This is a genomic window from Paracoccus sp. (in: a-proteobacteria) (assembly GCF_030536915.1).
Taxonomy (GTDB): domain Bacteria; phylum Pseudomonadota; class Alphaproteobacteria; order Rhodobacterales; family Rhodobacteraceae; genus Paracoccus.
In genome coordinates this window covers 1-22,249 of the sequence record NZ_JAUNPC010000033.1, presented here as the reverse complement: position 1 = coordinate 22,249, position 22,249 = coordinate 1, and the positions used below count along the sequence as shown (strand labels likewise).

Genomic DNA, 22,249 nt, shown 5'->3' with positions numbered 1-22,249 from the left:
GTTGCGCTTGTGGGGACAATCTGCGTGGAACTGATTAACAAACCGTTTCCCTTCCCCGCCATCACCATGGCGTGCTTGCGGATGGCGCGGCGCAAGGGCATGAGGCAGGCCATGATCACGCGCAGTTCCCTTGACGCCCTTGCCGAAGCGATCCTCGGCCATCTTGCCGGATGTCCCGACCTGGTCGAGGCGCTTTGCGCGGAAACCGGCCTTGATCCGGCCGACCTGCGCGCCCTTGCGGCCGCGCCGTCGACGGATTTCGCCTCGGCCCTGGTGGACTTCATTTGCGCCAGCGACGACCGGCTTGCCGCCTTCGCGGCGGCGTCGGGCTGGCCCGAGGCGACGGTCGCCCATACCCGCCAGGCGCTTGCCGCCGGCGTTCTGCGCTGATCTTTACCGGATCTTAAGTTCTGCCGGTCAAGCTGGACGGAAGGCAGGAGAACGGGATGCACGGGCTGGTCAACCGCGCGATCGAGGAATTCGCCCGCGGCACCTATGGTGAGGCGGTCTGGACGGCGACGGCAAGGGCGGTCGGGGTCGATCCGCGTGGATTCGAGATCATGGACAGCACCGAAGCCGAGATCACCGGCGCGCTGATCGCGGCCCTTGCGGGGCAGCTCGGCCGCTCGCCGCCGGAACTGGCCGAGGATCTGGGCGCCTGGATGGCGCAACTCGCGCCGATGCGGCGGCTTCTGCGTTTCGCCGGCAGCGATTTCGCCGCCTTCATGATGAGCCTCGAGGAACTGCGGGGGCGCGGCCAGATGGTGGTCCACCGGCTCAGGCTGCCGGTGCTGTCGGTCACGCCCACCGCTTCGGGGTGGGAAATCCGGTCCTCATGCGATCCCCTGTGGCTGCATGCCGTGGCAGGGATGCTGCATGCCATGGCTGACGATTACGGGGTGCTCGCGGTGATCGAGGTGGCGGGGGGGCGGGTCCGGGTCGATGTTCCGGTGATCGATTTCAACGCCGGCCGGCCCTTCTCGATCAGCGATCCGACCGTGGGTGCCGCGTGACGCTGGCAGAAGCCGCGCTGATGCTGATGCCGATGCACCTGCATCTGGATGCGCATGGGCAGATCCTGTCGGCAGGCCCGACCCTGCGGCGGATCGTCGGCGAGGCAGAGACCTTTGCCGCGGCCTTCGAGCCTGTCGGCGCCGACGCCGCGACCCCGCTTGCCGCGCTGGCCGAGGCCGAGCGGGTGTTCCTGCGCGTGCGGTCCTCGCCGGGCCAGATCCTGCGCGGGCGGGCGATTGGGCTTGCGGGGGGCGGGCTGCTGCTGAACCTCGGGCTGGGCATCGGCCTTGTCGATGCCATCCGCCGCTATGACCTGACCGACCGGGACTTCGCCCCCGCGGATCTGGCGATGGAGTTCCTGTTCCTGCATGAGGCCAACAGCGCCATGACGCAGGAACTGTCGCGCGCCAACAGCCGCCTGGTCGCGGCCCGGACCCGCGCCGAAGCCGAGGCTTTCACCGATCCGTTGACCGGGCTTTACAATCGCCGCGGCCTGCAACTGGCCTTCGAGGCGCTGCGGCAGGGGGCCATGCACAGCGATCCGCAGCACTTCTCGCTGATCGTCATGGACCTCGATCACTTCAAGCCCCTGAACGACAGCCTGGGTCACGCTGCGGGGGACGAGATGTTGCGACAGGTCGCATCCAGCCTGCGCGCCATCGTGCGCGAGGTCGATACGGTCGCGCGCACCGGCGGCGACGAATTCGTCCTGCTGCTGCCGGGCTTGTGCGATCCCGCCGTGCTTGAGGCGATGGGCCGCCGCATCATCCAGCGGATCGAAACGCCGGTGGAGATCGCCGGAACGCTCAGCCGCGTATCGACCAGCCTCGGGGTCGCGATCTCATCCCGTTATCAGCGGATCACCTGGGCCCGGATGGAGGCCGACGCCGATGCCGCGCTTTATGCCGCCAAGCACGCCGGCCGTGGCTGCACCCGCATCGCCGCCGGAGAGGAGAATGCGCCGGGACGCAGGACCGCGAAGAAGGAACGGCACTGACCGGACCGCCCGTCATTTCCCGGCGCGCACCGACCGTCCCGCCGTTCCCGCAGCCTGGCGCGGGAACGGCCATCGCCGCCCGGATGCCTCATCCCCCGGCCTTCAGCACCTCGCCCAGCGTGCCGATCAGCTCGTCGATCTGCGCTTCCGAGATGATCAGCGGCGGGGAGAGGGCGATGATGTCGCCGGTCACGCGGATCAGGATGCCGGCCTCGAAGGCGCGCAGGAAGGCGTCGAAGGCGCGCTTGCCGGGCTGGCCCTCGATGGGCGCAAGCTCGACCGCGCCGATCAGGCCCATGTTGCGGATGTCCACCACATGGGGGTGGTCGGCCAGCGAATGCAGCGCCTTTTCCCAATGCGCCTCCAGCGCCGACGCGCGGGTCAGCAGCCCGTCCTCCGCATAGGTTTCCAGCGTCGCAATGGCTGCAGCCGAGGCGATGGGGTTGCCGGAATAGGTGTAGCCGTGGAACAGCTCGATCACGTGATCCGGCCCCTGCATGAAGGCGTCGTGGATCGCCCCCGAGGTCAGCACCGCCCCCATCGGGATCACGCCGTTCGTCAGCCCCTTGGCGCAGGTGATCATGTCCGGCACCACCCCGAAATGCTGCGCCGCAAAGGGCGAGCCCAGGCGGCCGAAGCCGGTGATGACCTCGTCGAAGATCAGCAGGATGCCATGCTTGCGGGTGATCTCGCGCAGGCGGTCCAGATAGCCCTTGGGCGGCAGCAGGACGCCGGTGGACCCGGCCATCGGTTCCACGATCACGGCCGCGATGGTGTCGGCGCCGTGCAGGGCGACGATGCGTTCCAGTTCATCCGCCAGATGCGCGCCATGTTCCGGCTGCCCCCGCGTCATGCGATTTTCCGGCAGATGCGTGTGGGGCAGGTGGTCCACGCCCGCCAGCAGCGAGCCGAAGACGCGGCGGTTGTTCACGATCCCGCCCACGGAAATCCCACCGAAGCCGACGCCGTGATAGCCGCGTTCCCGCCCGATCAGGCGGGTCCGGCTGCCCTCGCCCCGCGCCCGGTGGTAGGCGAGCGCAATCTTCAGCGCCGTGTCCACCGCCTCGGAACCCGAGTTGGTGTAGAAGACATGCTCCATCCCCTCCGGCGCGATGTCGACAAGGCGGTTGGCGAGTTCAAAGGCCGTCGGGTGGCCCATCTGGAAGGCCGGGGCATAGTCCAGCGTCCCCGCCATGTCGCTGATCGCTTGGGTGATGCGCGGCCGTGTGTGGCCTGCGTTGCAGCACCACAGACCCGCCGTTCCGTCCAGCACCTGCCGCCCGTCGGCGGCGGTGTAGTGCATGTCCTTCGCCGCCACCAGCATCCGCGGCGCCTGCTTGAACTGCCGGTTCGCCGTGAAGGGCATCCAGAAGGCGTTGAGGTCGTTCGGGGCGGGTTTGCGGTCCAGGGGCATGGCAAGCTCGTTCGGATGGGGGGTCGCGGGACGCTAGCACGGGGCAGGGTGCAGTCAAGCGCGGGCTTGCCAAACCACTGCCGCCGCACCAGATATCCCGCCGCTGCTCATGAGGGCGATTCGATGTCCGAGCCTGCCGTCACCGACCTGCGCGACCCCGAGCCTTCCGAGATCCACCCACCGCCCGACGCGCTTGGCGCAGGGCTGGTGCTGGCCTGCCTGGGCGTCGTCTTCGGCGACATCGGCACCTCGCCGCTTTACGCCCTGCGCGAGTCGCTGGTCCATGCGCATGAGCATGGCATGGCCGAGACGGCGGTGATCGGCATCGTGTCCATGCTGTTCTGGACGGTGATGCTGATCGTGACGGTGAAATACGTCGCGCTGATCCTGCGGGCCGACAACAACGGCGAGGGCGGCACCCTGTCGCTGGTCGCCAAGGCACAGGGCGCGCTGGGCGGTCGGCGGGCCTGGTGGCTGTATCTGACCGGCATCGTCGGCGTCTCGCTGTTCTTCGGCGACGCGATGATCACCCCCGCGATGTCGGTGATGGCCGCGATCGAGGGGATGGAACTGGTCGTCCCCCATGCCTCGGACTGGGTCGTGCCGGTCACGCTGGTGATCGTCATCGCGCTGTTCTGGGTCCAGAGATCGGGGACCGAGGCGGTGGCACGGCTGTTCGGCCCGGTGATGCTGGTGTGGTTCGGGGTGATGGGCGTCCTTGGCGCCTCGCATATCATGGACGACGCGCGAATCCTGCAGGCGCTGAACCCGCTGCGCGCGGCGGGCTTCATCGCGCAGAACGGATACGGGGCGCTGCCGGTCATGGGCTCGGTCTTTCTGGCCGTGACGGGGGCCGAGGCGCTTTACGCCGACATGGGCCATTTCGGCCGTCGCCCGGTCAGGATCTCGTGGCTCTGGATCGTGCTGCCGGCGCTGACGCTGGCCTATGCGGGGCAGGGCGCGATGGTGCTGTCGCACCCGGAACGCGCCGCCAATCCCTTCTTCCTGATGGCGCCGGACTGGTTCCTGCTGCCCTTGGTGCTGCTGGCGACGGCGGCCACGGTGATCGCCAGCCAGGCGGTGATCTCGGGCGCCTTCTCGGTCGCCCAGCAGGCGGTCCAGCTGGGGCTGGTGCCGCGGCTGGACATCCAGCATACCTCGGACCGGCAGGCGGGGCAGATCTACCTGCCGCGCGTCAACATGATCCTGATGGCCGGGGTTTGCGCGCTGGTGCTGGCCTTCGGATCGTCGGCGCGGCTTGCCAGCGCCTATGGCATCGCGGTGACGGGCGACATGGTCATCACCTCGATCCTGGCGATCGTCGTCTTCCGCCATGCCTGGGGCTGGCGCTGGGTGGTGGTGCTGGCGATCATGCTGCCGATCCTGGCGATCGAGCTGGTCTTCCTTTACGCAAACCTGCTGAAGGTGCCGGACGGGGGCTATATCCCGCTGATGTTCGCCGCCACGGTCGTCACCTTCATGGGCGTCTGGATGCGCGGCACGCAGATCATCCAGCGCCGGCTGTCGTCCGAGGCCATCAAGCTGGATTTCCTGGCCGCCAAGCTGGAGGCGAGCCCGCCCACCATCGTGCCCGGCACGGCGGTGTTCCTGACGGCGGATCCCGCCTTCGCGCCGCCCGCCTTGATGCACAACCTCAAGCACAACCGCGTCCTGCATGAGCGCAACTACGTCGTCCGGGTCGAGACGGCCACCACCCCCACCGTCCCCGACGCCGATCGCTTCCGCATCGAGGCAGTGACGCCCCGCTTCTGGCGGCTGCGGCTGCGCTTCGGTTACATGGAGCAGCCGAACGTCCCCCGTGCGCTGGCGCTGGGCCGGGCGCAGGGGCACCGCTTCGAACTGATGGGCACATCCTATTTCCTCAACCGCCGTTCGCTGAGGGTCGGGAAGGGGCGGATGATGCCGCTCTGGGCCTCGCGGCTTTATGCGGGTATGTATCGCTCGGCCTCCGAGCCCACGAACTTCTACCGACTGCCGACGAACCGGGTGGTGGAACTGGGCCAGCAGTTGAACATCTAGGCCCGTCCGCTCAGGTCCGCGCGTAGACGTCGTCGTAGCGGATGATGTCGTCCTCGCCCAGATAGACGCCGGTCTGGACCTCGATCAGCACCATGGGCACCTTGCCGGGATTTTCCATCCGGTGGACGGCGCCGAGGGGGACGTAGATCGACTGGTTTTCCGTCACGAGCGACACCTTGTCGTCCACCGTCACCTTTGCGGTCCCGCTGACGACGATCCAGTGTTCGGATCGGTGGACGTGGCTTTGCAGCGACAGGGACGCGCCGGGATGGACCACGATGCGCTTGACCTGGAAGCGATCCCCCATCACCAGCGTCTCGAACCAGCCCCAGGGCCGGTGATCGCGCAGGAAGCTTTCCGCCTGCCGCGCGCCCTTGGATTTCAAGGCCGTGACAGCCTGCCGCACGTCTTGCGCCCGGTCCATGCCCGCGACCAGCACCGCGTCGCCGGTCGCGACCACCATCATGTCCTTCAGCCCGATGCCCACGACCTGCACATCGTCGTCCTCCGACCGCAGCAGGACGTTGTCGCAGTCAATCGCCGTGGATCGTTCATCGGCGATGACGCCGCGCCAGGCAGGGGTGTCCACCTGCGCCTCGCGCCAGACGGCGTCCCAGCCGCCCAGGTCGGACCAGTGTTCCGAAAAGCGCACGACCGACAGGTTGTCGGCCTTTTCCATCACTGCATAGTCGATGGAAAGATCCGCCAGCGCTTCCCACGGCTCGGGCGCGAGCCGCAGGAAGCCGAGGTCCTTCTTGGCCCCAGCCAGCGCAGCCTCGACGGGCTGCAGGAACTCGGGCGCGTGGGCGCGGAAGGCCGCGATCATGCTGCGGGCGGTGAACAGGAAGATGCCCGCGTTCCAGAGGAACCGGCCCTCGGCCAGCATCGCGCGGGCGGTTCCGGCATCCGGCTTTTCGACAAAGCGGCGCAGGGGAGCGGGGCTGTCACCGGTGTCACCGTCGAGTTCGAGATAGCCGTAGCCGGTTTCAGGCCGGGTCGGCGCGATCCCGAAGGTCACGATTCGCCCTTCCTGCGCCAGCGGCACTCCCTGATCGACGGCGAGGCCGAAGGCTTCGGCATCGGGAACGACATGGTCCGAGGGCGCGACCAGCATCAGCGCATCGGGATCGTTCGCCCCCAGATGCAGGGCTGCCGCAAGGATCGCCGGCGCGGTGTTGCGCCCGGTAGGCTCGATCAGGATGGCGGCGGGGGTGATTCCCACCTCGGCCAGTTGCTCGGTCACGATGAAGCGGAAATCGGCGTTGGTCAGCACCAGCGGATCGGCATAGCGGGGACCGGAGAGCCGCTGTGCCGAGGCTTGGAACAGCGAGCGTTCCCCGATCAGCGGCGCGAACTGCTTGGGGAAGGACTTGCGCGAGACGGGCCAGAGCCGCGTGCCCGAGCCACCGGACAGAAGGACGGGGATCACGCGGGTCATGGCAGGTGGCTTCCTGAGGCAAGGGGGCGAATCATTGGCGCAAGCCTCGGTCAATGCGCGGCAAAGCGCCATCAGCCTGCCGGACAGACAAAAGCCCGCAAGGATGCGGGCTTTCTGGCGCATGGTCGGGGTGGGTTCAGCCGCCCCAAGTGCGCAGCGGGCCGCAGTCCATATGCACGAAGTTCGAGCTGGAATACTTGCCGACGCCGCCGGCCCGGCATGCCGCCGCAGCCTTGTACATCTGGTTGACCGAGCGCGACTTGAGCCGCAGGTCGGCCGCCTTGCCGGTCATGTGCAGCGAGTTCCGGGCCACCCCGCCGCTGCGCGAGCGCAGCATCGCGTTCGTCTTGGGCGAGCGGTAGCCCGACAGCATCATGTAGGGTTCGTTGGTCTGCATCAGCCGGGCGCTGGCGGCTGCGATGTCCACCATGCGCGGGTCGATGCCGATCACCTGCCCCGTGCGCCAGTCGCGCATGAAAATGTTGATTTCATTCAGGGCGTCGCGGATATACCTGCCATCCGCCCAGTACACGGTGTCGATGCTTTCACCCGTCCGGCCCGAATACATCCGCACCCGTCGGTAATCGCCGGCGCCACGGACGACCCCAAAGGCATTGGCCATCACCGGGGCCGCAGCGACCGTCGTCGCTGCGAACACGCCGAGAAGGCCGCGACGCGAGAATTCGAAACTCATGTTCAGATCCGCCTGTCCTGCGTTGTGCGTGCCATCGTTTGGCATGTCCGGGTTTCTCCCGGATTGGTTGAGAATATGTCACCGCGTCGCCGGTTGCGGAACTGTGAGTTCCTTGTGACGGCGATTTCACGCCATTATAGGCGAAAAATCGCCTATGCTCCAAGCGGAGCCGTGGCAGCAGCGGTCAGGGTGTCGCGCGGGTGCAACGGGATCGGCAGAAATGCCGCGCCGTTCCGGTTCAATCCGGGCATCGCAGCCCTTTAGGATAAGGTGCGTCTCATGCGGGGATTGAAACGTTTGCTGCCATCCATGTCCTCTCTCGCGCGGGTTGCCCGGACGATTCTTCTTTCCGCCCTGTTGCCGGTGGCGTCACACGCAGGGGTTGCGCCCTCGCCACGGCTGGCGTTCACGCCGGACGAGTGGAATCTGGCTCGCGGGGTCGCGCGGCAGCCGGGGTTGGCGGCATGGTACGGCTCGACCGGGCTGGTGCCGGTGTTCACCTCTGCCGACGCCGCGCCGCGCAGGGACGCGCTGATTGCAGCGGTGGGGCAGGCTGCCGCCCATGGCCTGCCAGATGCCTACGGCGCCGACCGGCTGCTTGCGCTTGAAAACCGCACGGACCCGGCGGCCGAGATCGCCTTTGCACAGGCCTTTGCGGACTGGACCCATGATGTGGGCGGCGGCATCCTCGACCCGCGCCGCGTCGATCCCGAGAACCGGCGCGAGGTGATCCGCATCCCCACGGACGAACTTCTCGCCCGCTTCGTCGCCGCGCCGGACCCTGCCGCGATGCTGGCCGGGGTGCCGCCGCAAGGCGCGCAATACCGGGTCCTGCAGGCGGCGCTTGCCGCGCAGATGGGGCCCGCAGTCGGCGCGGATGTGCCGCGCGTTCCGCCGGGCCTGTGGCGGGAAGGGATGCGCGACGCGGCGATCAGCCGGCTGCGGGCCCGTCTCGCTGCCCTGGGCTTTGTGGCGGACAGTTCCGATCCCGAGCTTTTCGACAGCGGCCTTGCCGGGCAGGTCGCCGCCTATCAGACCCGCGTCGGCCTGCATTCCGACGGCATCGCCGGCCCCCGCACGGTGGACCGCATGAACGGCGGCAGTGCGCCGCGCGACCTGCTGGTGGCACTTGAGCGGATGCGTTGGCTGAACGGGCATGACCTGGACGCCCGGATGATCTGGGTGAACCTGCCCGAGTTCAACGTCCGCGTTATGGAGGGCGGGCGCGCCATCTTCGAAAGCCGCGCGGTGATCGGCAAGGACAAGGACGACTGGCGCACGCCCGAGTTCTCGGACGTGATGCAGAACGTCGTCGTGAACCCGAGCTGGAACGTCCCGCGGTCCATGGCGATCCGCGACTACCTGCCGCGCCTGCAGCAGAACCGCCATGCGGTCGCGCATCTGGACGTGGTGGACAGCCGGGGCAGGGTGGTCGCCCGCGAGGGGATCGACTTCTCGCGCTTCACGGCGAAGACCTTTCCCTATCGGCTGCGGCAGAAGCCCAGCGACGACAATGCGCTGGGCGAGGTCAAGTTCATCTTCCCGAACCCGATGAACATCTACCTGCATGACACGCCCTCGAAAGGGCTGTTCGGGGAACGCACCCGCGCCTTTTCCAACGGCTGCATCCGGGTGCAGAAGTCGGTGGACCTGGCGCATGTGCTGCTGGAAGGCGTGGCCGACGATCCCGCCGCGACTTATGCCCGCGCGCGGCAATCGGGGAACGAGCGGTTCCTCAAGACCCTGCCGCTGCCGGTGCATATCGTCTATTTCACCACCATCGCGGACGAGGATGGCACGATCCGCCATTTCCCGGATGTCTATGGCCGGGACGCGGCGGTCTGGGCCGCGCTGAAGGCGCGGGCGCCTGCCGGGGTGGAAACGGCGGCGCTTGCCGAATAGGACTGTTGCGCAAGGAGGACGTCCGATGACGATAACCCTGGCGGAACTGGCCCAGGCCCTTGGCGCGCGGCTCTGGGGCGACGGCGCGCTGCGGATCACCGGCGCGGCCGAACCGGCCCAGGCGGGGCCTGCCGCGGATGGCAGCGCCGTGATCGCGACGGCGATGGCGCCACAATATGCGTCCTCGCTGGCGCCGGGCGCGGCGGCGCTGATCTCGGAAGGCATGGACCCCGAGGCGATGGGCCTTGCCGGCGCGGTGATCGTGGCGCGCCCCCGGTTGGCGATGGCGGGGCTGACTCAGGCGCTGGACCGCGGCCCCCGGATCGCGCCCGGCATCCACCCGAGCGCCGTGATCGACCCCTCGGCCGAGATCGGCGAGGGTGCGGCCATTGGTCCCTTTGTCGTCATCGGCGCCGGCGTGCGGCTGGGCGTGCGGGCGCGGATCGACGCCCATGTGACCATCGGCGCGGATGCGGTGCTGGGCGATGACGCCCTGCTGCACGCGGGCGTCCGCATCGCCCATGGCGTGACCGCGGGCGCACGGCTGATCGTGCAGCCCGGCGCCGTCATTGGCGGGGATGGCTTTTCCTTCGTCACCCCCGAAGTCTCGGGCGTCGAGGAAATCCGGCACACCCTCGGCCACCGGGGCGAGGTCCGTGAGCAGCATTGGGTCCGCATCCATTCGCTGGGCGGCGTGACGTTGGGCGATGACGTGGAAATCGGGGCGAACTCGACCATCGACCGGGGCACGATCCGGGCGACCTCGATCGGCTCGGGCACCAAGATCGACAGCCTCGTGCAGATCGGCCACAACGTCCGCATCGGCCGCGACTGCCTGCTTTGCGGGATGGCGGGGGTCGCCGGTTCTGCCCGGATCGGGGACCGGGTCGTGTTGGCGGGAAAGGCTGCGGTGAACGACAACATCTTCGTCGGCGACGACGTGATCGCGGGCGGCGCCAGCAACATCTTCACCAATGTCCCGGCCGGGCGGGTGATCCTCGGGTCGCCGGCGGTGAAGATGGAAACCCAGATCGAGATCAACAAGGCCATGCGCCGGTTGCCGCGGATGGCCGCGCAATTCGCCGAACTGCAGAAGACCGTCACACGGCTGATGCAGAAGGACTGAAGAAAGCGCCCATGACCCAGAGCATTCACGACCGAATCGTCGCCATCATCGCCGAGCAGGCGATGATGGACCCCGAACAGATCACCCCTCAGGCGACGCCGGTGGACCTCGGCATCGACAGCCTCGGTCTGGTCGAGTCTATCTTCGCCATCGAGGAAGCCTTCGACATCGTCATCCCCTTCAATGCCAACGAACCCGACCAGTCGGACTTCGACGTCTCGTCGCTGGGCTCGATCATCGCCGCCGTCGAGAGGCTGGTGGCCGAAAAGGAATGAGTGCGCCAGCCATGGCGGCGCCCCAGGGTCCGCGCCGGGTGGCGATCACCGGCATGGGCACGATCAATGCGCTGGGCCGCAACGTGCCCGAGACGCTGGAGGCCATGCGCGAAGGCCGCTGCGGCATCGGCGCGCTGGACTTCCAGGATGTCGAGCGGCTTTCCGTCCGCATCGGCGCCCAGGTCCGTGGCTGGAACCCCGAGGCCTGTTTCAACCGCCAGCAGATCTCGCTTTACGACAGGTTCACCCAGTTCACGCTGCTGGCCGCGAAAGAGGCGGTGGCGCAGTCCGGGTTGAACTTCCAGGGGGAACTCGGCCTCTGTTCCGGCGTGGTTCTGGGCACCGCCGGCGGCGGGCTGAACACCTGGGACGAAAATTACCGCGCCGTCTATGAGGAGGGAAAGAACCGCGTCCATCCCTTCGTAGTGCCGAAGCTGATGAACAACGCGGCCGCCAGCCATGTCAGCATGGAGTTCGGGTTGCGCGGCCCGGCCTTCACGGTGGCGACGGCCTGCGCAAGCTCGAACCACGCGATGGGCCTTGCCTTCCAGATGGTCCGCTCGGGCGCGGCGCGGGTCATGCTGTCGGGCGGGTCCGAGGCGATGCTGTGCTTTGGCGGCATCAAGGCTTGGGAGGGGCTGCGCGTGATGTCCCGCGATGCCTGCCGCCCGTTTTCGGCCAACCGCAACGGCATGGTGCAGGGCGAGGGCGCGGGCGTCTTCGTCTTCGAGGATTGGGATCACGCGGCCGCCCGCGGCGCCGACATCCTGGCCGAGGTCGTGGGCTTCGCCATGTCGGCGGACGCGCAGGACATCGTGATGCCATCCGCGCAAGGGGCGGAACGCGCGATTCTGGGCGCGATGCGGGACGCAGGCCTGAGCGCCGAAGATATCGGCTACATCAATGCCCATGGCACCGGGACGGCGGCCAACGACAAGACCGAATGCGCCGCGGTGGCCCATGCCTTCGGCCACCATGCCGACAAGCTGATGATCTCTTCCACCAAGGCCATGCACGGCCATGTCATCGGCGGCACTGGCGCGATCGAGCTTTTGGCCTGCGTCATGGCGTTGCGCGACGGCATCATCGCCCCCACCATCGGCTATGAGGAACCGGACCCTGAATGCGCGCTGGATGTCGTCCCCAATGTCGCCCGCGAGGCGAAGGTGGGCGCGGTTCTGTCGAATGCCTTCGCTTTCGGCGGGCTGAACGCGGTGATCGCGCTCAAACGGGCATGACCTGCGCTTGGTCGAAACGTTGCATGGGTATTTGACCCGGAAAGAAGCCACGGGGTTGCGCCCCGGCCACCCCCGCCGGTCTGACGGGAACGGGATGTCTCACCATGATGACCGGGGCGACTTCTCTCTGGGCGGTCATCGGCTCCCCAGCCTGTACCGCGACTCAGGCTATGCGGCAGAAATCCTGAGATCAGGTTAACGGGCTTCTTTCCGGGTCAAATACCCATGCGGCCGTGACGCGGGTGCAAGCTCGCATCTTTTCATCCGGGCGGTCATCGCCTATCCCCATGGCTGCAGACAAAGGACCCCGCTGATGGCCAGGATCACCTATATCGAATGGAACGGCACCCGGCACGAGGTCGAGGTGCGTCCCGGCATGACCGTGATGGAAGGCGCCCGCGACAACGGCATCCCCGGCATCGAGGCCGATTGCGGCGGTGCCTGCGCCTGTTCCACCTGCCACGTTTATGTTGCCCCCGAATGGGTGGACCGCCTGCCGCCAAGGGATCCGATGGAGGCCGACATGCTTGATTTCGCCTGGCAGCCCGACCCTGACCGCTCGCGCCTGACCTGCCAGATCAAGGTCACGCCGGAACTGGACGGGCTTGTCGTGCAGATGCCCGAGAAGCAGATCTGAGCCGGGAGAGAGAGGGCTGCGGCTTCGTTCTGACCGCTGCCTGAACCTGCCGCCGTCATCGCCGGGCTTCTTGCCGAGAACGGCTGCAGCATCACCGACCGGTCGGGGTCTGAAGATGAAACAAGCCGCCGCGTCTTCCTGAACGGTAGCCGGGCGCTCGTGTTCTCGGCCAGCCCCGGCCGCTATGCCTTGGAAACGGCGGGCTGATCCCTCCGCCAGTCGGTCAGCAGCAGGTCGGCGAAGCCTTCAAGGGCGGCCGTGGCCTTGGTGTATTCATCCTCGTCGGGATTGCCCGCTTCCCACAGCGCAAGCTGCCGGTCCACGTAAAGCCGGGCGAGCCCATAGCTGAAGGCGCGCGACACAAGCGACAGCAGCATCGGGTCCATGTCCGGACGCAACTGGCCTTGATCGCGGGCGCGAGTCAGCATCGAGAGGGTCAGTTGCTGCAGCGCGTTGTGGTAGCGGTTGACCTCTCCCTTGTCCAATGTCCCGCGGATCATCCGCGAGTTCAGCACCTGGAAATCGTTGCGGTTCTCGATCGCCCATTCGACGTAGGCGCGGCCCAGTTCCACCAGTTGATGCGCAGGCGTCTGGTCCGACAGGCCGCTCAGCCGCCGGGTCAGGTGGTCAAGCTGCCGGCGCAGCGCGCTTTCCGCGACATTCTGCAGGACGGCTTCGGTCGAGGGAAGCAGGCTGCGGGCCACCCTGGGGTCGATGCCGGTTTCCGAAGCCAGGCTGTCAGGCTCGCAGCAGGGCGGATCGGCCGTCACCAGCCGCTCGCAGGCAGCCCGCAGAAGGACGTCCATGGCCGATTCGCCGGGTTTCACCGGAGCTTTCCCCACAAGTGACACAGGTCAGTATGCGTCAACCTGAACGTGAACGGCCCCGATGGCAATCAGCTTTCGGCGCGTGCCTGACGTTTGCGTTCATGCGGGTCCAGATGGCGCTTGCGCAGCCGCACGATCTTGGGCGTGACCTCGACCAGCTCGTCGTCGTCGATATAGGCGATCGCTTCCTCGAGGCTCATCCGCACCGGGGGCGTCAGCCGCACCGCCTCGTCCGTGCCCGAGGCGCGCACGTTGGTCAGTTTCTTGCCCTTGAGCGGGTTCACCTCAAGATCGTTGTCGCGGGAATGTTCGCCGATGATCATGCCTTGATAGACCTGCTCCTGCGCGCCGATGAACAGGCGGCCGCGTTCCTCGAGGTTCCACAGGGCATAGGCAACGGAAACGCCGTCCTCCATCGAGATCAGCACGCCCTGCCGCCGCCCCTGGATCGGACCCTTGTAGGGCGCCCAGTCGTGGAAGATGCGGTTCAGGACGCCGTTGCCCCGGGTGTCGGTCATGAACTCGCCCTGGTAGCCGATCAGGCCACGCGAGGGCACATGGGCGACGATCCGGGTCTTGCCGTGGCCTGCCGGGCGCATCTCGACCAAGTCGCCCTTGCGGTCGCCGGTCAGCTTCTCGATCACGACGCCGGTATAGTCGTCGTCCACGTCGATGATGACTTCCTCGACGGGTTCCAGCCGCTCGCCGTTTTCGTCGCGGAAGATGACGCGGGGGCGGCTGATGGACAACTCGAAGCCCTCGCGGCGCATGTTCTCGATCAGGACGCCCATCTGCAATTCGCCCCGGCCCGAGACGACGAAGGCCTCGCCGCCCGGTGTGTCCTCGACGCGGATGGCGACGTTGGTTTCGGCCTCGCGCATCAGACGTTCACGGATGACGCGGGACTGGACCTTGTTGCCGTCGCGGCCCGCAAGCGGGCTGTCGTTGATGCCGAAGGTGACGCTGATCGTCGGCGGGTCGATGGGTTTTGCCTGCAACGGCGTCTCGACCTCGGGCGCGGCCAGCGTGTCTGCCACGGTCGCCTTGGACATCCCGGCCAGGGTCACGATGTCGCCCGCCACGGCCTCGTCGATGGCGGTCTGGGTCAGGCCGCGGAAGGCGAGGATCTTCGACACGCGGAACTGCTCGATCCGCTCGCCCCCGCGCGACAGCGCCTTCAGCGTGTCGCCGGCGCGGGCGGTGCCCGCCTCGACCCGGCCGGTCAGCAACCGGCCAAGGAAGGGATCGGCGCCTAGCGTCACCGCCAGCATCTGGAACGGCTCGTCCTTGCGGGGAAGCTGCGAAGGCGCGGGGACATGGCGCAGGATCAGGTCGAAAAGGGCGCTCATGTCCTTTTTCGGGCCGTCCATGCTGTCGTCGGCCCAGCCGTTCACGCCCGAGGCATAGACATGGGGAAAGTCCAACTGATCGTCCGAGGCGCCGAGGTTGGCAAACAGGTCGAAGACCTCGTTCAGCGTCTGGTCCGGTTCCGCCGCGGGCTTGTCCACCTTGTTCAGCACGACGATGGGACGCAGTCCCAGCGCCAGCGCCTTCGAGGTCACGAACTTGGTTTGCGGCATCGGCCCCTCGGCCGCATCCACCAGCAGGCAGACCCCGTCCACCATGGACAGGATGCGTTCCACCTCGCCGCCGAAATCGGCGTGGCCGGGGGTGTCCACGATGTTGATGCGGGTGCCCTTCCATTCGACCGAGGTCGCCTTGGCGAGGATGGTGATGCCGCGCTCACGCTCGATGTCGTTGGAATCCATCACCCGCTCGGCGACGGCCTGGTTCTCGCGGAAGCTGCCCGACTGTTTCAGAAGCTGGTCCACCAGCGTCGTCTTGCCGTGGTCGACGTGGGCGATGATGGCGATGTTGCGGATGTCCATGTCGGGGGCCTTGATGCGATTTCGGGCGCGGACTAACCCACGCAGCCCTCAAGCGCCACCCGCAAAAATGTGGACGGGCCGCGCGAGGGCGGCCCGGTCCGGTGCTGTTGCCGGTCTCAGCGGGGCCGCAGGGGCCTATGGGTCAGTCCGCCCCAGATGCGGCCCTCGTCCCGCGCCTTGCCGCCCTTCTGCGCGCCGATGAAGGCGGCGGCCGCCGCGATCAGGGCCGAGGCCGCCAGCGCGAAGGCCGACAGCACGCCCGCGCGACGTGCGGTTTCGGCCGCCTCGATGGCCTGCTGGCGCAACTGCTCGGCCTGTGCGGCCGCCTCGTCGCGCAGGCGCTGCGCTTCGGCCTGCGCCTGATCGACCGCCTGCTGGGCATCGGCCCGCAACTGCTGGACCGATGCCACAGCCTGGTCGATTCGGGCGCTGACCTCGGGCTGGCTCAGCGTGGTCCGTGCGGCGATGGCGCTTTCCAGATAGGCACGGTCCTGGTCGGCCAGTTCGCCCGTGCGGATCACATTGGCCATGATGTTTCCAACCTCGCTGCGGATCGCCTCGTTCGAGAACTGGTCGGGCGCCGCCGCCTCGCTGCGCAGCAGGTTGTCGGTGACATAGTCGATGGGGTTCGGCAGACCCGGCAGGATCTCGCCCTCGCCGCTGGCAGCCGCCGCCGCCCCGGTGCCGGCCGCAGCCCCGCCAAGCGCCTGCGCGGCGCCCCCGGCCAGTTGGCCCGCGCCCTGCACCGCGCCCCCGGCAATGGCGCCCACGCCCTGCGCGATGCCGCCGACAGCCGAGCCGGTGGCCTCGACCGCGGTTGCCGCGGCAGAACCTGCTGCATTCAGCGCGCTGCCGAGCGCACTGGCCAGCACGATCGCCCCGAAGATCGTGCCGATGCCCCAGACGGCCAGCCCGTGGATGCCGTCGCGCGCCGCCGATTCCTCGGGCGACGCCGCATCAACGCGCCGGCGCATCCGCCCGGCGATGTAGCCGCCGGCCAGGTAGGCCAGCACCATCGTCACGACGATGAACAGCCCGGTCAGGATCACCGAGCCGAAGCCCAGCCCCTCGCCAGAACGGGCCGAGATCGAGCCCAGCCCGACTGCCGCGCCGAATCCGGTGAAGACAGCCGAAAGGGCCGCCGCGACCACGGCGCCTGCAAGGATCGCGCCCCAGTCGACATAGGACCTGTCGGACGCGACGGTGGGCGCGCCGGCTTCGCGGATGCGCTGTTCTTCCCGGTCCATCAGCGCAGCCCGAGCAACGAGAGGATGAACAGGACGACGACAACCAGGCCGACCAGATAGATGATGGAGTTCATGTCCGATATTCCCTTGCTTGCGAGAGACCTGCTTTCGGAAACGCCAACGGCGCCGGACAGGCGCGGGTTCCGCAGGGCAGGGCAATCAAGGGGATGGTGGCGCACCCGACAGGATTCGAACCTGTGACCTCTGCCTTCGGAGGGCAGCACTCTATCCAGCTGAGCTACGGGTGCAGTCGGGTCCGTTTAGTGCAAGGCCCGCGCCCTCGCAAGCCCCGATGAAGGGCAGGACCATCAAGGCTTGCAATCGGGCCGCTTTGCGCCTATTTGGCGCGCACTTCACAGGCGAGGGCGGGCCTTGGGCGGGAGACATCCGTCAGGGTCCACCGGTTGGGGGAAACCCCTGATCCCTCGTCCCAGGCGCAAACCGGAAAGGACATGGACATGGCGCTTCCCGAATACTCCATGCGTCAGCTCTTGGAAGCTGGCGTTCACTACGGTCACCAGACTCAGCGCTGGAACCCGCGGATGGCCGAATACATCTACGGCGACCGCAACGGCATCCACATCCTCGACCTGACGCAGACCGTCCCGATGCTGGACCGCGCGCTGCAGGTGATCCGCGACACCGTCGCCAAGGGCGGTCGGGTGCTGTTCGTCGGCACCAAGCGGCAGGCGCAGCGCGCTGTGGCGGACGCGGCTGAGAAATCGGCGCAGTTCTACATGAACCACCGCTGGCTGGGCGGCACGCTGACCAACTGGAAGACCGTCTCGCAGTCGATCCAGCGCCTCAAGGCGATCGACGAGGCGATGTCGGCCGGTGCCGAGGGCCTGACCAAGAAAGAGCGTCTGGGCATGGAGCGCGAGCAGGCCAAGCTTCAGGCCAGCCTCGGCGGCATCCGCGACATGGGCGGCCTGCCGGATCTGCTGTTCGTGATCGACGTGAACAAGGAAGACCTGGCCGTTCAGGAAGCCAACAAGCTGGGCATTCCGGTCGTCGCCATCGTCGACACCAACTGCTCGCCCAAGGGCATCGACCACGTGATCCCCGGCAACGACGACGCGGCCCGCGCCATTGCGCTGTATTGCGATCTGGTCGCCCGCGCCGCGCTGGACGGCATGACCGCGCAGATGGGCGCAGCGGGCGTCGACCTGGGCGCGCTGACCGATGCGCCGGTCGAGGAGCTCGACGGCATCGAGGTGGAAGAGCCCGCGGCCGAGCAGACCTCCGACGCCTGATCGGCCCGATATCACCAGAGTTTCATCAGGCGGGGATATGCCCCGCCTGACCTGTTCCAAGACAAGGGAGACACCCACATGGCTATCACGGCCGCGATGGTGAAAGAGCTGCGCGAATCGACCGGCGCGGGCATGATGGACGCCAAGAAGGCGCTTCAGGAAACCTCGGGCGACATGGACGCCGCCGTTGACTGGCTGCGGACCAAGGGCTTGGCGAAAGCTGCCAAGAAATCCGGCCGCATCGCCGCCGAAGGGCTGGTCGCCGTCGCCGTCGAAGGCGGCAAGGGCGTGGCGGTCGAGGTGAACTCGGAAACCGACTTCGTCGCCAAGAACGAGGCGTTCCAGTCGATGGTCCGCGAGATCGCCCAGACCGGCCTGACCGTGGATTCGACCGAAAGCCTGGCCGCCGCGCAACTGAACGGCAAGCCGGTTGGCGAGGTCGTGACCGAGGCCATTGCCCGCATCGGCGAGAACCTGACCCTGCGCCGCATGGTCACGGTTTCCGGCGAGAACGTCGTGTCCTATGTCCACAACGCCGCCGCCCCGAACATGGGCAAGATCGGCGTCCTGGTTGCGCTGAAGGGCGACGCCGCGAAGGCGCAGGAAATCGGCAAGCAGATCGCCATGCACATCGCTGCGACCTCGCCCGCCTCGCTGTCCGAGGCAGATCTGGACCCCGCGCTGGTGGAACGCGAGAAGTCGGTCCTGACCGAGCAGGCGCGCGAATCCGGCAAGCCCGATGCCGTCATCGAGAAGATGATCGTCGGCCGCATGTCCAAGTTCTTCGAGGAAGTGACCCTGCTGGGCCAGAAGTTCGTCATCAACCCCGACGTCACCGTGGCCGAGGCCGCGAAGGAAGCTGGTGTCGAGGTGACGGGTTACGCCCGCGTTGCCGTGGGCGAGGGCATCGAGAAGAAAGAGGAAGACTTCGCCGCCGAGGTCGCCAAGACCCTCAAGGGCGCCTGAGCCGTCCTCATGGCTGAACGGGGCCGGTCCTTCGGGGCCGGCCTTTTTCATGGATGACGAAACTGTCACTGCGACGTAAGGCTGACACCCGCAGGGTGTCGTTGACAGACGGGTGTCCTGCCCCCACCTTTGTCCAACATGCTACAACACGGAGGATGACGTATGACCTGGTCGAAGCCCAAGGCGCGCGAAGTGAAGTGCGGGATGGAAATCAACATGTACGGTCCGGCCGAGGACGACCGCGACGCCCGCGACGTTCTCTGACGCCTGCCACGGGATGAAGCTGAGAATACTTGGGGCAGCCGCCGGAGGGGGGCTGCCCCAATGGAATTGCGGCTGCGTGAATTGCAACGACGCGCGCGCGGGCCGCATTTCGGCGATGACGCAATCCTCGGTCGCGCTGTCCTCGGGCGGGCAGAGCGTTGTCCTGAACGCCTCGCCGGACATCCGGGCGCAGCTTGACGCCTGCGGCCTGCATCCCGCTGAGCTGCGGGGCAGCCCGGTGAAGGCGGTGGTGCTGACGAATGGCGACGTGGACCACGTCGCGGGCCTGCTGAACCTGCGGGAAAGCACGCCCTTCACCATCCATGCGACCTCAGAGACGCTGCAGATCCTGGACCAGCCCATCTTCCGGGTGCTGAACCCCGATCATGTGGACCGTTCGGCCATCGCGCTTGAAAAGCCCTTCCGACCGATCCCCGGTCTGACCGTCACGCCCTTTGCGGTGCCCGGCAAGGTGGCGCTGTATCTTGAGGAAGGCGAGCCTGACACCACGCTGATGGGCGAGCAGACCGTCGGCCTCATGCTTGACGCCGTGGGCCGCAGGGTCTTCTACATCCCCGGCTGCGCGCAGGTGACGGACGAGCTTCTGGCGCGCCTGCAGGGCGCGGACCTGTTGCTGTTCGACGGCACGGTCTGGGCCAATGACGAGATGGCGCGCACCGGCACCGGCGCCAAGACCGGCGCCCGCATGGGCCACCTGCCGATGTCGGGCAAGGGCGGCAGCATCGCCCGGCTGGCGGGCCTGACCGGCACCCGCCGCATCTTCGTCCATGTCAACAACACCAACCCCGTGCTGCAGCCCGGCTCGCCCGAGCGGGCCGAGGTCGAGACGGCCGGCTGGGAAATCGCCCATGACGGGATGGAGATCACGCTATGAACGACGTCACGCCCAACCGTTCCGCCTTTGAATCCCGCCTGCGCCGCATCGGGGCCGAGCGCTATCACGACAAGCACCCCTTCCACACGCTGCTGCATTCGGGGGGCTGCACCATCGACCAGGTGCGGGCCTGGGTCATCAACCGCTATTACTATCAGTCCCGCATCCCGATGAAGGACGCGGCCTTCATGAGCCGCGTGGAAGACCCCGAACTGCGCCGCGCCTGGCGCTCGCGGATCGAGGATCACGACGGCACCGCCGGACAGCCGGGCGGCATCTGGCGCTGGCTGCGGCTGGCGGAAGGGGTGGGGCTCGACCCCGATTACGTTGCCTCGACAAAAGGCGTTCTGCCCGCGACGCGCTTCGCCGTGGACGCCTATGTCCGCTATGTCCGCGAACAGCCGCTGCTGGCGGCGGTGGCCTCGTCGCTGACGGAACTGTTCGCGCCCGCGATCCACGAACAGCGCATTTCCGGGCTGCTGGAGCACTATGATTTCGCCAATCCGCAGACGATCAGCTATTTCCAGCACCGGCTGTCCGAGGCGCCCAAGGACGTGGCCTTCGGACTTGCCTGGGTGCTGGACCACGCCCGCACCGAGGAACAGCAGGACATGGCCGCCGCCGCCCTGACCTTCAAGACGGACGTGCTGTGGGCGCAGCTTGACGCGCTGCATTCGGCCTATGTCGCCCCTGGTCGTATCCCGCCCGGTGGCTGGCGCCCCGGCGAGGGGCTGCTGGGGGGCACCGGATGACGCCCGCCGACCGTCCTTTCCTGCCCCGGGGGGTGCGGTTGCACCATGACCGGGTGCGCGGCGTGCCGGTCCTGCTGGGACCGGAAACCGCGCTGATGCTCGATCAGGTGGGGCAGGCGGTGCTGGTCGAGGTTGACGGGACGCGCGACATCGCCACAATCAGCGCAGCCCTTGCGGAACGCTATGCCGCGCCGGTCGAGATGATCGAGGCCGACGTGATCGAGTTCCTCGACGACATGGCCGCGCGCCGGCTGGTGGAGGCGACATGACCGTAGTGCATCCCACGCCCGTTCCCGTCCGGCAGGTCCGGCCCCGGCCCGATCCGCCGCTGGCCATGCTGGCCGAGTTGACGCACCGCTGCCCGTTGTCCTGCCCCTATTGCTCGAACCCGCTGGAACTGACTGCGCGGGAACGGGAACTGACGACGGACCAGTGGGCCGCGGTCTTCCGGCAGGCGGCCGATATGGGCGTCCTGCAACTGCATATCTCGGGCGGCGAGCCTGCTTCGCGTCCCGATCTCGTGCAGATCGTCGCGGCGGCGCGCGAGGCGGGGCTTTACACGAACCTCATCACCTCGGGGATTGGGCTGACGGGCCGGCGTCTGGACGAACTGGACGCGGCGGGTTTGGACCATGTGCAGCTTTCCGTCCAAGGGGTGAACGCCGGGATCGCCGACACGGTCGGCGGCTACAAGGGCGGCTTCGACCGCAAGATGATGGTTGCCACCGAAATCGCCCGGATCGGCTTTCCGCTGACGATCAACGCGGTGATGCACCGTCATAACCTCGGCGACTTGGCCGCCACCATCGCGCTGGCGCACCGGCTCGGCGCGCGCCGGATCGAGATCGCCTGCGTCCAGTTCCAGGGTTGGGCGCTGAAGAACCGCGCGGCCCTGCAGCCCACGCGGGAACAGGTGGACGAGGCCAAGCGCACCGTCGCGCAGGCGCGGGTGGATTATGCGGGCAGGCTCGCCATCGACTTCGTGCCGCCGGATTACTTCGCGGATTTCCCCAAGGCTTGCATGAACGGCTGGGGCTCGACCGGGCTGAACGTCACGCCCGAGGGCAAGGTGCTGCCCTGCCACGCGGCCGAGATCATTCCGGGGCTGACCTTCCAGAATGTCCTGACGACCCCCTTGGCCGAGATCTGGAACGACGGCCCGGCCTTCAACGCCTTCCGCGGCACCGACTGGATGCCCGACCTCTGCCAGACCTGCGAGCGGCGCGACATCGACTTCGGCGGCTGCCGCTGCCAGGCGATGGCGATTGCGGGCGACGCACGGGCGACGGACCCGGTCTGCCGCCGCTCGCCCTTCCGGGCGAAGCTCGACGCGCTGATCGAGGCCGAGACGAGCGCCCCGCCGCCTGCCTTCGAATACCGC

General features: G+C 67.6%; 22 protein-coding genes and 1 tRNA gene. 16 read left to right on the top strand and 7 right to left on the bottom strand.

Annotated features, from left to right (window positions below):
• Positions 1 to 111: 111 nt before the first annotated feature.
• From Q4F04_RS07800 to Q4F04_RS07790, 3 genes are read left to right on the top strand one after another with little or no spacing between them, the layout of a single operon-like run.
• The gene (locus Q4F04_RS07800; RefSeq protein WP_303369270.1) at positions 112 to 390 is read left to right on the top strand and encodes a DUF3572 family protein; all 279 of its coding nucleotides are present in this window, start codon (positions 112 to 114) and stop codon (positions 388 to 390) included.
• A gap of 56 nt (positions 391 to 446) precedes the next feature.
• Positions 447 to 1,013, top strand: coding sequence for a heme NO-binding domain-containing protein (locus tag Q4F04_RS07795; RefSeq protein ID WP_303369269.1), 567 nt, complete (start codon positions 447 to 449; stop codon positions 1,011 to 1,013).
• Positions 1,010 to 2,011, top strand: a complete 1,002-nt coding sequence (locus Q4F04_RS07790) for a diguanylate cyclase (protein ID WP_303369268.1) — start codon at positions 1,010 to 1,012, stop codon at positions 2,009 to 2,011. The genes Q4F04_RS07795 and Q4F04_RS07790 overlap by 4 nt, the downstream gene beginning before the upstream one ends.
• 88 nt (positions 2,012 to 2,099) lie before the next feature.
• Here Q4F04_RS07790 and Q4F04_RS07785 read toward each other — a convergent pair whose 3' ends face one another.
• Complete coding sequence (locus Q4F04_RS07785) at positions 2,100 to 3,425, bottom strand: aspartate aminotransferase family protein (RefSeq protein WP_303369267.1); 1,326 nt, start codon at positions 3,423 to 3,425, stop codon at positions 2,100 to 2,102.
• Positions 3,426 to 3,548: 123 nt separating this feature from the next.
• Between Q4F04_RS07785 and Q4F04_RS07780 the strand changes: the two genes are divergently transcribed.
• The gene (locus Q4F04_RS07780) at positions 3,549 to 5,465 is read left to right on the top strand and encodes a potassium transporter Kup (protein WP_303369266.1); all 1,917 of its coding nucleotides are present in this window, start codon (positions 3,549 to 3,551) and stop codon (positions 5,463 to 5,465) included.
• A 10-nt stretch (positions 5,466 to 5,475) separates the two neighbouring features.
• Here the strand turns inward: Q4F04_RS07780 and Q4F04_RS07775 are convergent, their stop codons facing one another.
• The gene (locus tag Q4F04_RS07775; RefSeq protein ID WP_303369265.1) at positions 5,476 to 6,903 is read right to left on the bottom strand and encodes a mannose-1-phosphate guanylyltransferase/mannose-6-phosphate isomerase; all 1,428 of its coding nucleotides are present in this window, start codon (positions 6,901 to 6,903) and stop codon (positions 5,476 to 5,478) included.
• Between the two features lie 136 nt (positions 6,904 to 7,039).
• On the bottom strand, positions 7,040 to 7,597 hold the full coding sequence (locus Q4F04_RS07770; RefSeq protein ID WP_303369264.1) for a DUF882 domain-containing protein: 558 nt from the start codon (positions 7,595 to 7,597) through the stop codon (positions 7,040 to 7,042).
• Positions 7,598 to 7,960: 363 nt separating this feature from the next.
• On the opposite strand from Q4F04_RS07770, the gene Q4F04_RS07765 reads away from it, so the two are divergent.
• The 5 genes from Q4F04_RS07765 (at position 7,961) to Q4F04_RS07745 (ending at position 12,775) form a co-directional block, all read left to right on the top strand.
• Positions 7,961 to 9,499: a murein L,D-transpeptidase gene (locus Q4F04_RS07765; protein WP_303369263.1), complete on the top strand. Its 1,539-nt coding sequence runs from the start codon at positions 7,961 to 7,963 to the stop codon at positions 9,497 to 9,499.
• 25 nt (positions 9,500 to 9,524) lie between these two features.
• Positions 9,525 to 10,625, top strand: coding sequence for a UDP-3-O-(3-hydroxymyristoyl)glucosamine N-acyltransferase (lpxD, locus tag Q4F04_RS07760; protein ID WP_303369262.1), 1,101 nt, complete (start codon positions 9,525 to 9,527; stop codon positions 10,623 to 10,625).
• Between the two features lie 11 nt (positions 10,626 to 10,636).
• Positions 10,637 to 10,900 (top strand): acyl carrier protein, encoded by a 264-nt coding sequence (locus tag Q4F04_RS07755; RefSeq protein WP_303369261.1) that lies wholly within the window; start codon positions 10,637 to 10,639, stop codon positions 10,898 to 10,900.
• Positions 10,901 to 10,911: 11 nt separating this feature from the next.
• The gene (locus Q4F04_RS07750) at positions 10,912 to 12,138 is read left to right on the top strand and encodes a beta-ketoacyl synthase (protein ID WP_303369260.1); all 1,227 of its coding nucleotides are present in this window, start codon (positions 10,912 to 10,914) and stop codon (positions 12,136 to 12,138) included.
• A 313-nt stretch (positions 12,139 to 12,451) separates the two neighbouring features.
• Positions 12,452 to 12,775, top strand: coding sequence for a 2Fe-2S iron-sulfur cluster-binding protein (locus Q4F04_RS07745; RefSeq protein ID WP_182791848.1), 324 nt, complete (start codon positions 12,452 to 12,454; stop codon positions 12,773 to 12,775).
• A 182-nt stretch (positions 12,776 to 12,957) separates the two neighbouring features.
• Here Q4F04_RS07745 and Q4F04_RS07740 read toward each other — a convergent pair whose 3' ends face one another.
• The 4 genes from Q4F04_RS07740 to Q4F04_RS07725 all read right to left on the bottom strand — a co-directional run bounded on the left by Q4F04_RS07740 (position 12,958) and on the right by Q4F04_RS07725 (position 16,986).
• The gene (locus Q4F04_RS07740) at positions 12,958 to 13,602 is read right to left on the bottom strand and encodes a TetR-like C-terminal domain-containing protein (protein WP_303369259.1); all 645 of its coding nucleotides are present in this window, start codon (positions 13,600 to 13,602) and stop codon (positions 12,958 to 12,960) included.
• Between the two features lie 68 nt (positions 13,603 to 13,670).
• The gene (gene typA / locus Q4F04_RS07735; RefSeq protein WP_303369258.1) at positions 13,671 to 15,491 is read right to left on the bottom strand and encodes a translational GTPase TypA; all 1,821 of its coding nucleotides are present in this window, start codon (positions 15,489 to 15,491) and stop codon (positions 13,671 to 13,673) included.
• 116 nt (positions 15,492 to 15,607) lie between these two features.
• On the bottom strand, positions 15,608 to 16,738 hold the full coding sequence (locus Q4F04_RS07730; protein WP_303369257.1) for a hypothetical protein: 1,131 nt from the start codon (positions 16,736 to 16,738) through the stop codon (positions 15,608 to 15,610).
• 171 nt (positions 16,739 to 16,909) lie between these two features.
• Positions 16,910 to 16,986, bottom strand: a tRNA-Arg gene (locus tag Q4F04_RS07725).
• Positions 16,987 to 17,196: 210 nt separating this feature from the next.
• Here Q4F04_RS07725 and rpsB point away from each other — a divergent pair.
• The 7 genes from rpsB to pqqE all read left to right on the top strand — a co-directional run.
• On the top strand, positions 17,197 to 17,991 hold the full coding sequence (gene rpsB, locus Q4F04_RS07720; RefSeq protein WP_303369256.1) for a 30S ribosomal protein S2: 795 nt from the start codon (positions 17,197 to 17,199) through the stop codon (positions 17,989 to 17,991).
• Positions 17,992 to 18,069: 78 nt separating this feature from the next.
• Positions 18,070 to 18,957 (top strand): translation elongation factor Ts, encoded by an 888-nt coding sequence (tsf, locus tag Q4F04_RS07715; RefSeq protein WP_303369255.1) that lies wholly within the window; start codon positions 18,070 to 18,072, stop codon positions 18,955 to 18,957.
• Positions 18,958 to 19,119: 162 nt separating this feature from the next.
• Positions 19,120 to 19,221: a pyrroloquinoline quinone precursor peptide PqqA gene (gene pqqA, locus Q4F04_RS07710; protein WP_090753227.1), complete on the top strand. Its 102-nt coding sequence runs from the start codon at positions 19,120 to 19,122 to the stop codon at positions 19,219 to 19,221.
• Between the two features lie 13 nt (positions 19,222 to 19,234).
• Positions 19,235 to 20,116, top strand: coding sequence for a pyrroloquinoline quinone biosynthesis protein PqqB (gene pqqB / locus Q4F04_RS07705; RefSeq protein WP_303369254.1), 882 nt, complete (start codon positions 19,235 to 19,237; stop codon positions 20,114 to 20,116).
• A complete protein-coding gene (pqqC, locus tag Q4F04_RS07700) occupies positions 20,113 to 20,868 on the top strand; it encodes a pyrroloquinoline-quinone synthase PqqC (protein WP_303369253.1) in 756 nt (251 codons plus the stop codon). Before pqqB ends, pqqC begins: the two co-directional genes overlap by 4 nt.
• Positions 20,865 to 21,137 carry a pyrroloquinoline quinone biosynthesis peptide chaperone PqqD gene (gene pqqD, locus Q4F04_RS07695; RefSeq protein WP_303369252.1) on the top strand — a complete coding sequence of 91 codons (273 nt, stop codon included), beginning with the start codon at positions 20,865 to 20,867 and terminating at the stop codon, positions 21,135 to 21,137. Before pqqC ends, pqqD begins: the two co-directional genes overlap by 4 nt.
• Positions 21,134 to 22,249, top strand: a 1,116-nt coding sequence (gene pqqE / locus Q4F04_RS07690; RefSeq protein WP_303369251.1) for a pyrroloquinoline quinone biosynthesis protein PqqE, incomplete at its 3' end; no start/stop codon positions are given. The genes pqqD and pqqE, both read left to right, overlap by 4 nt.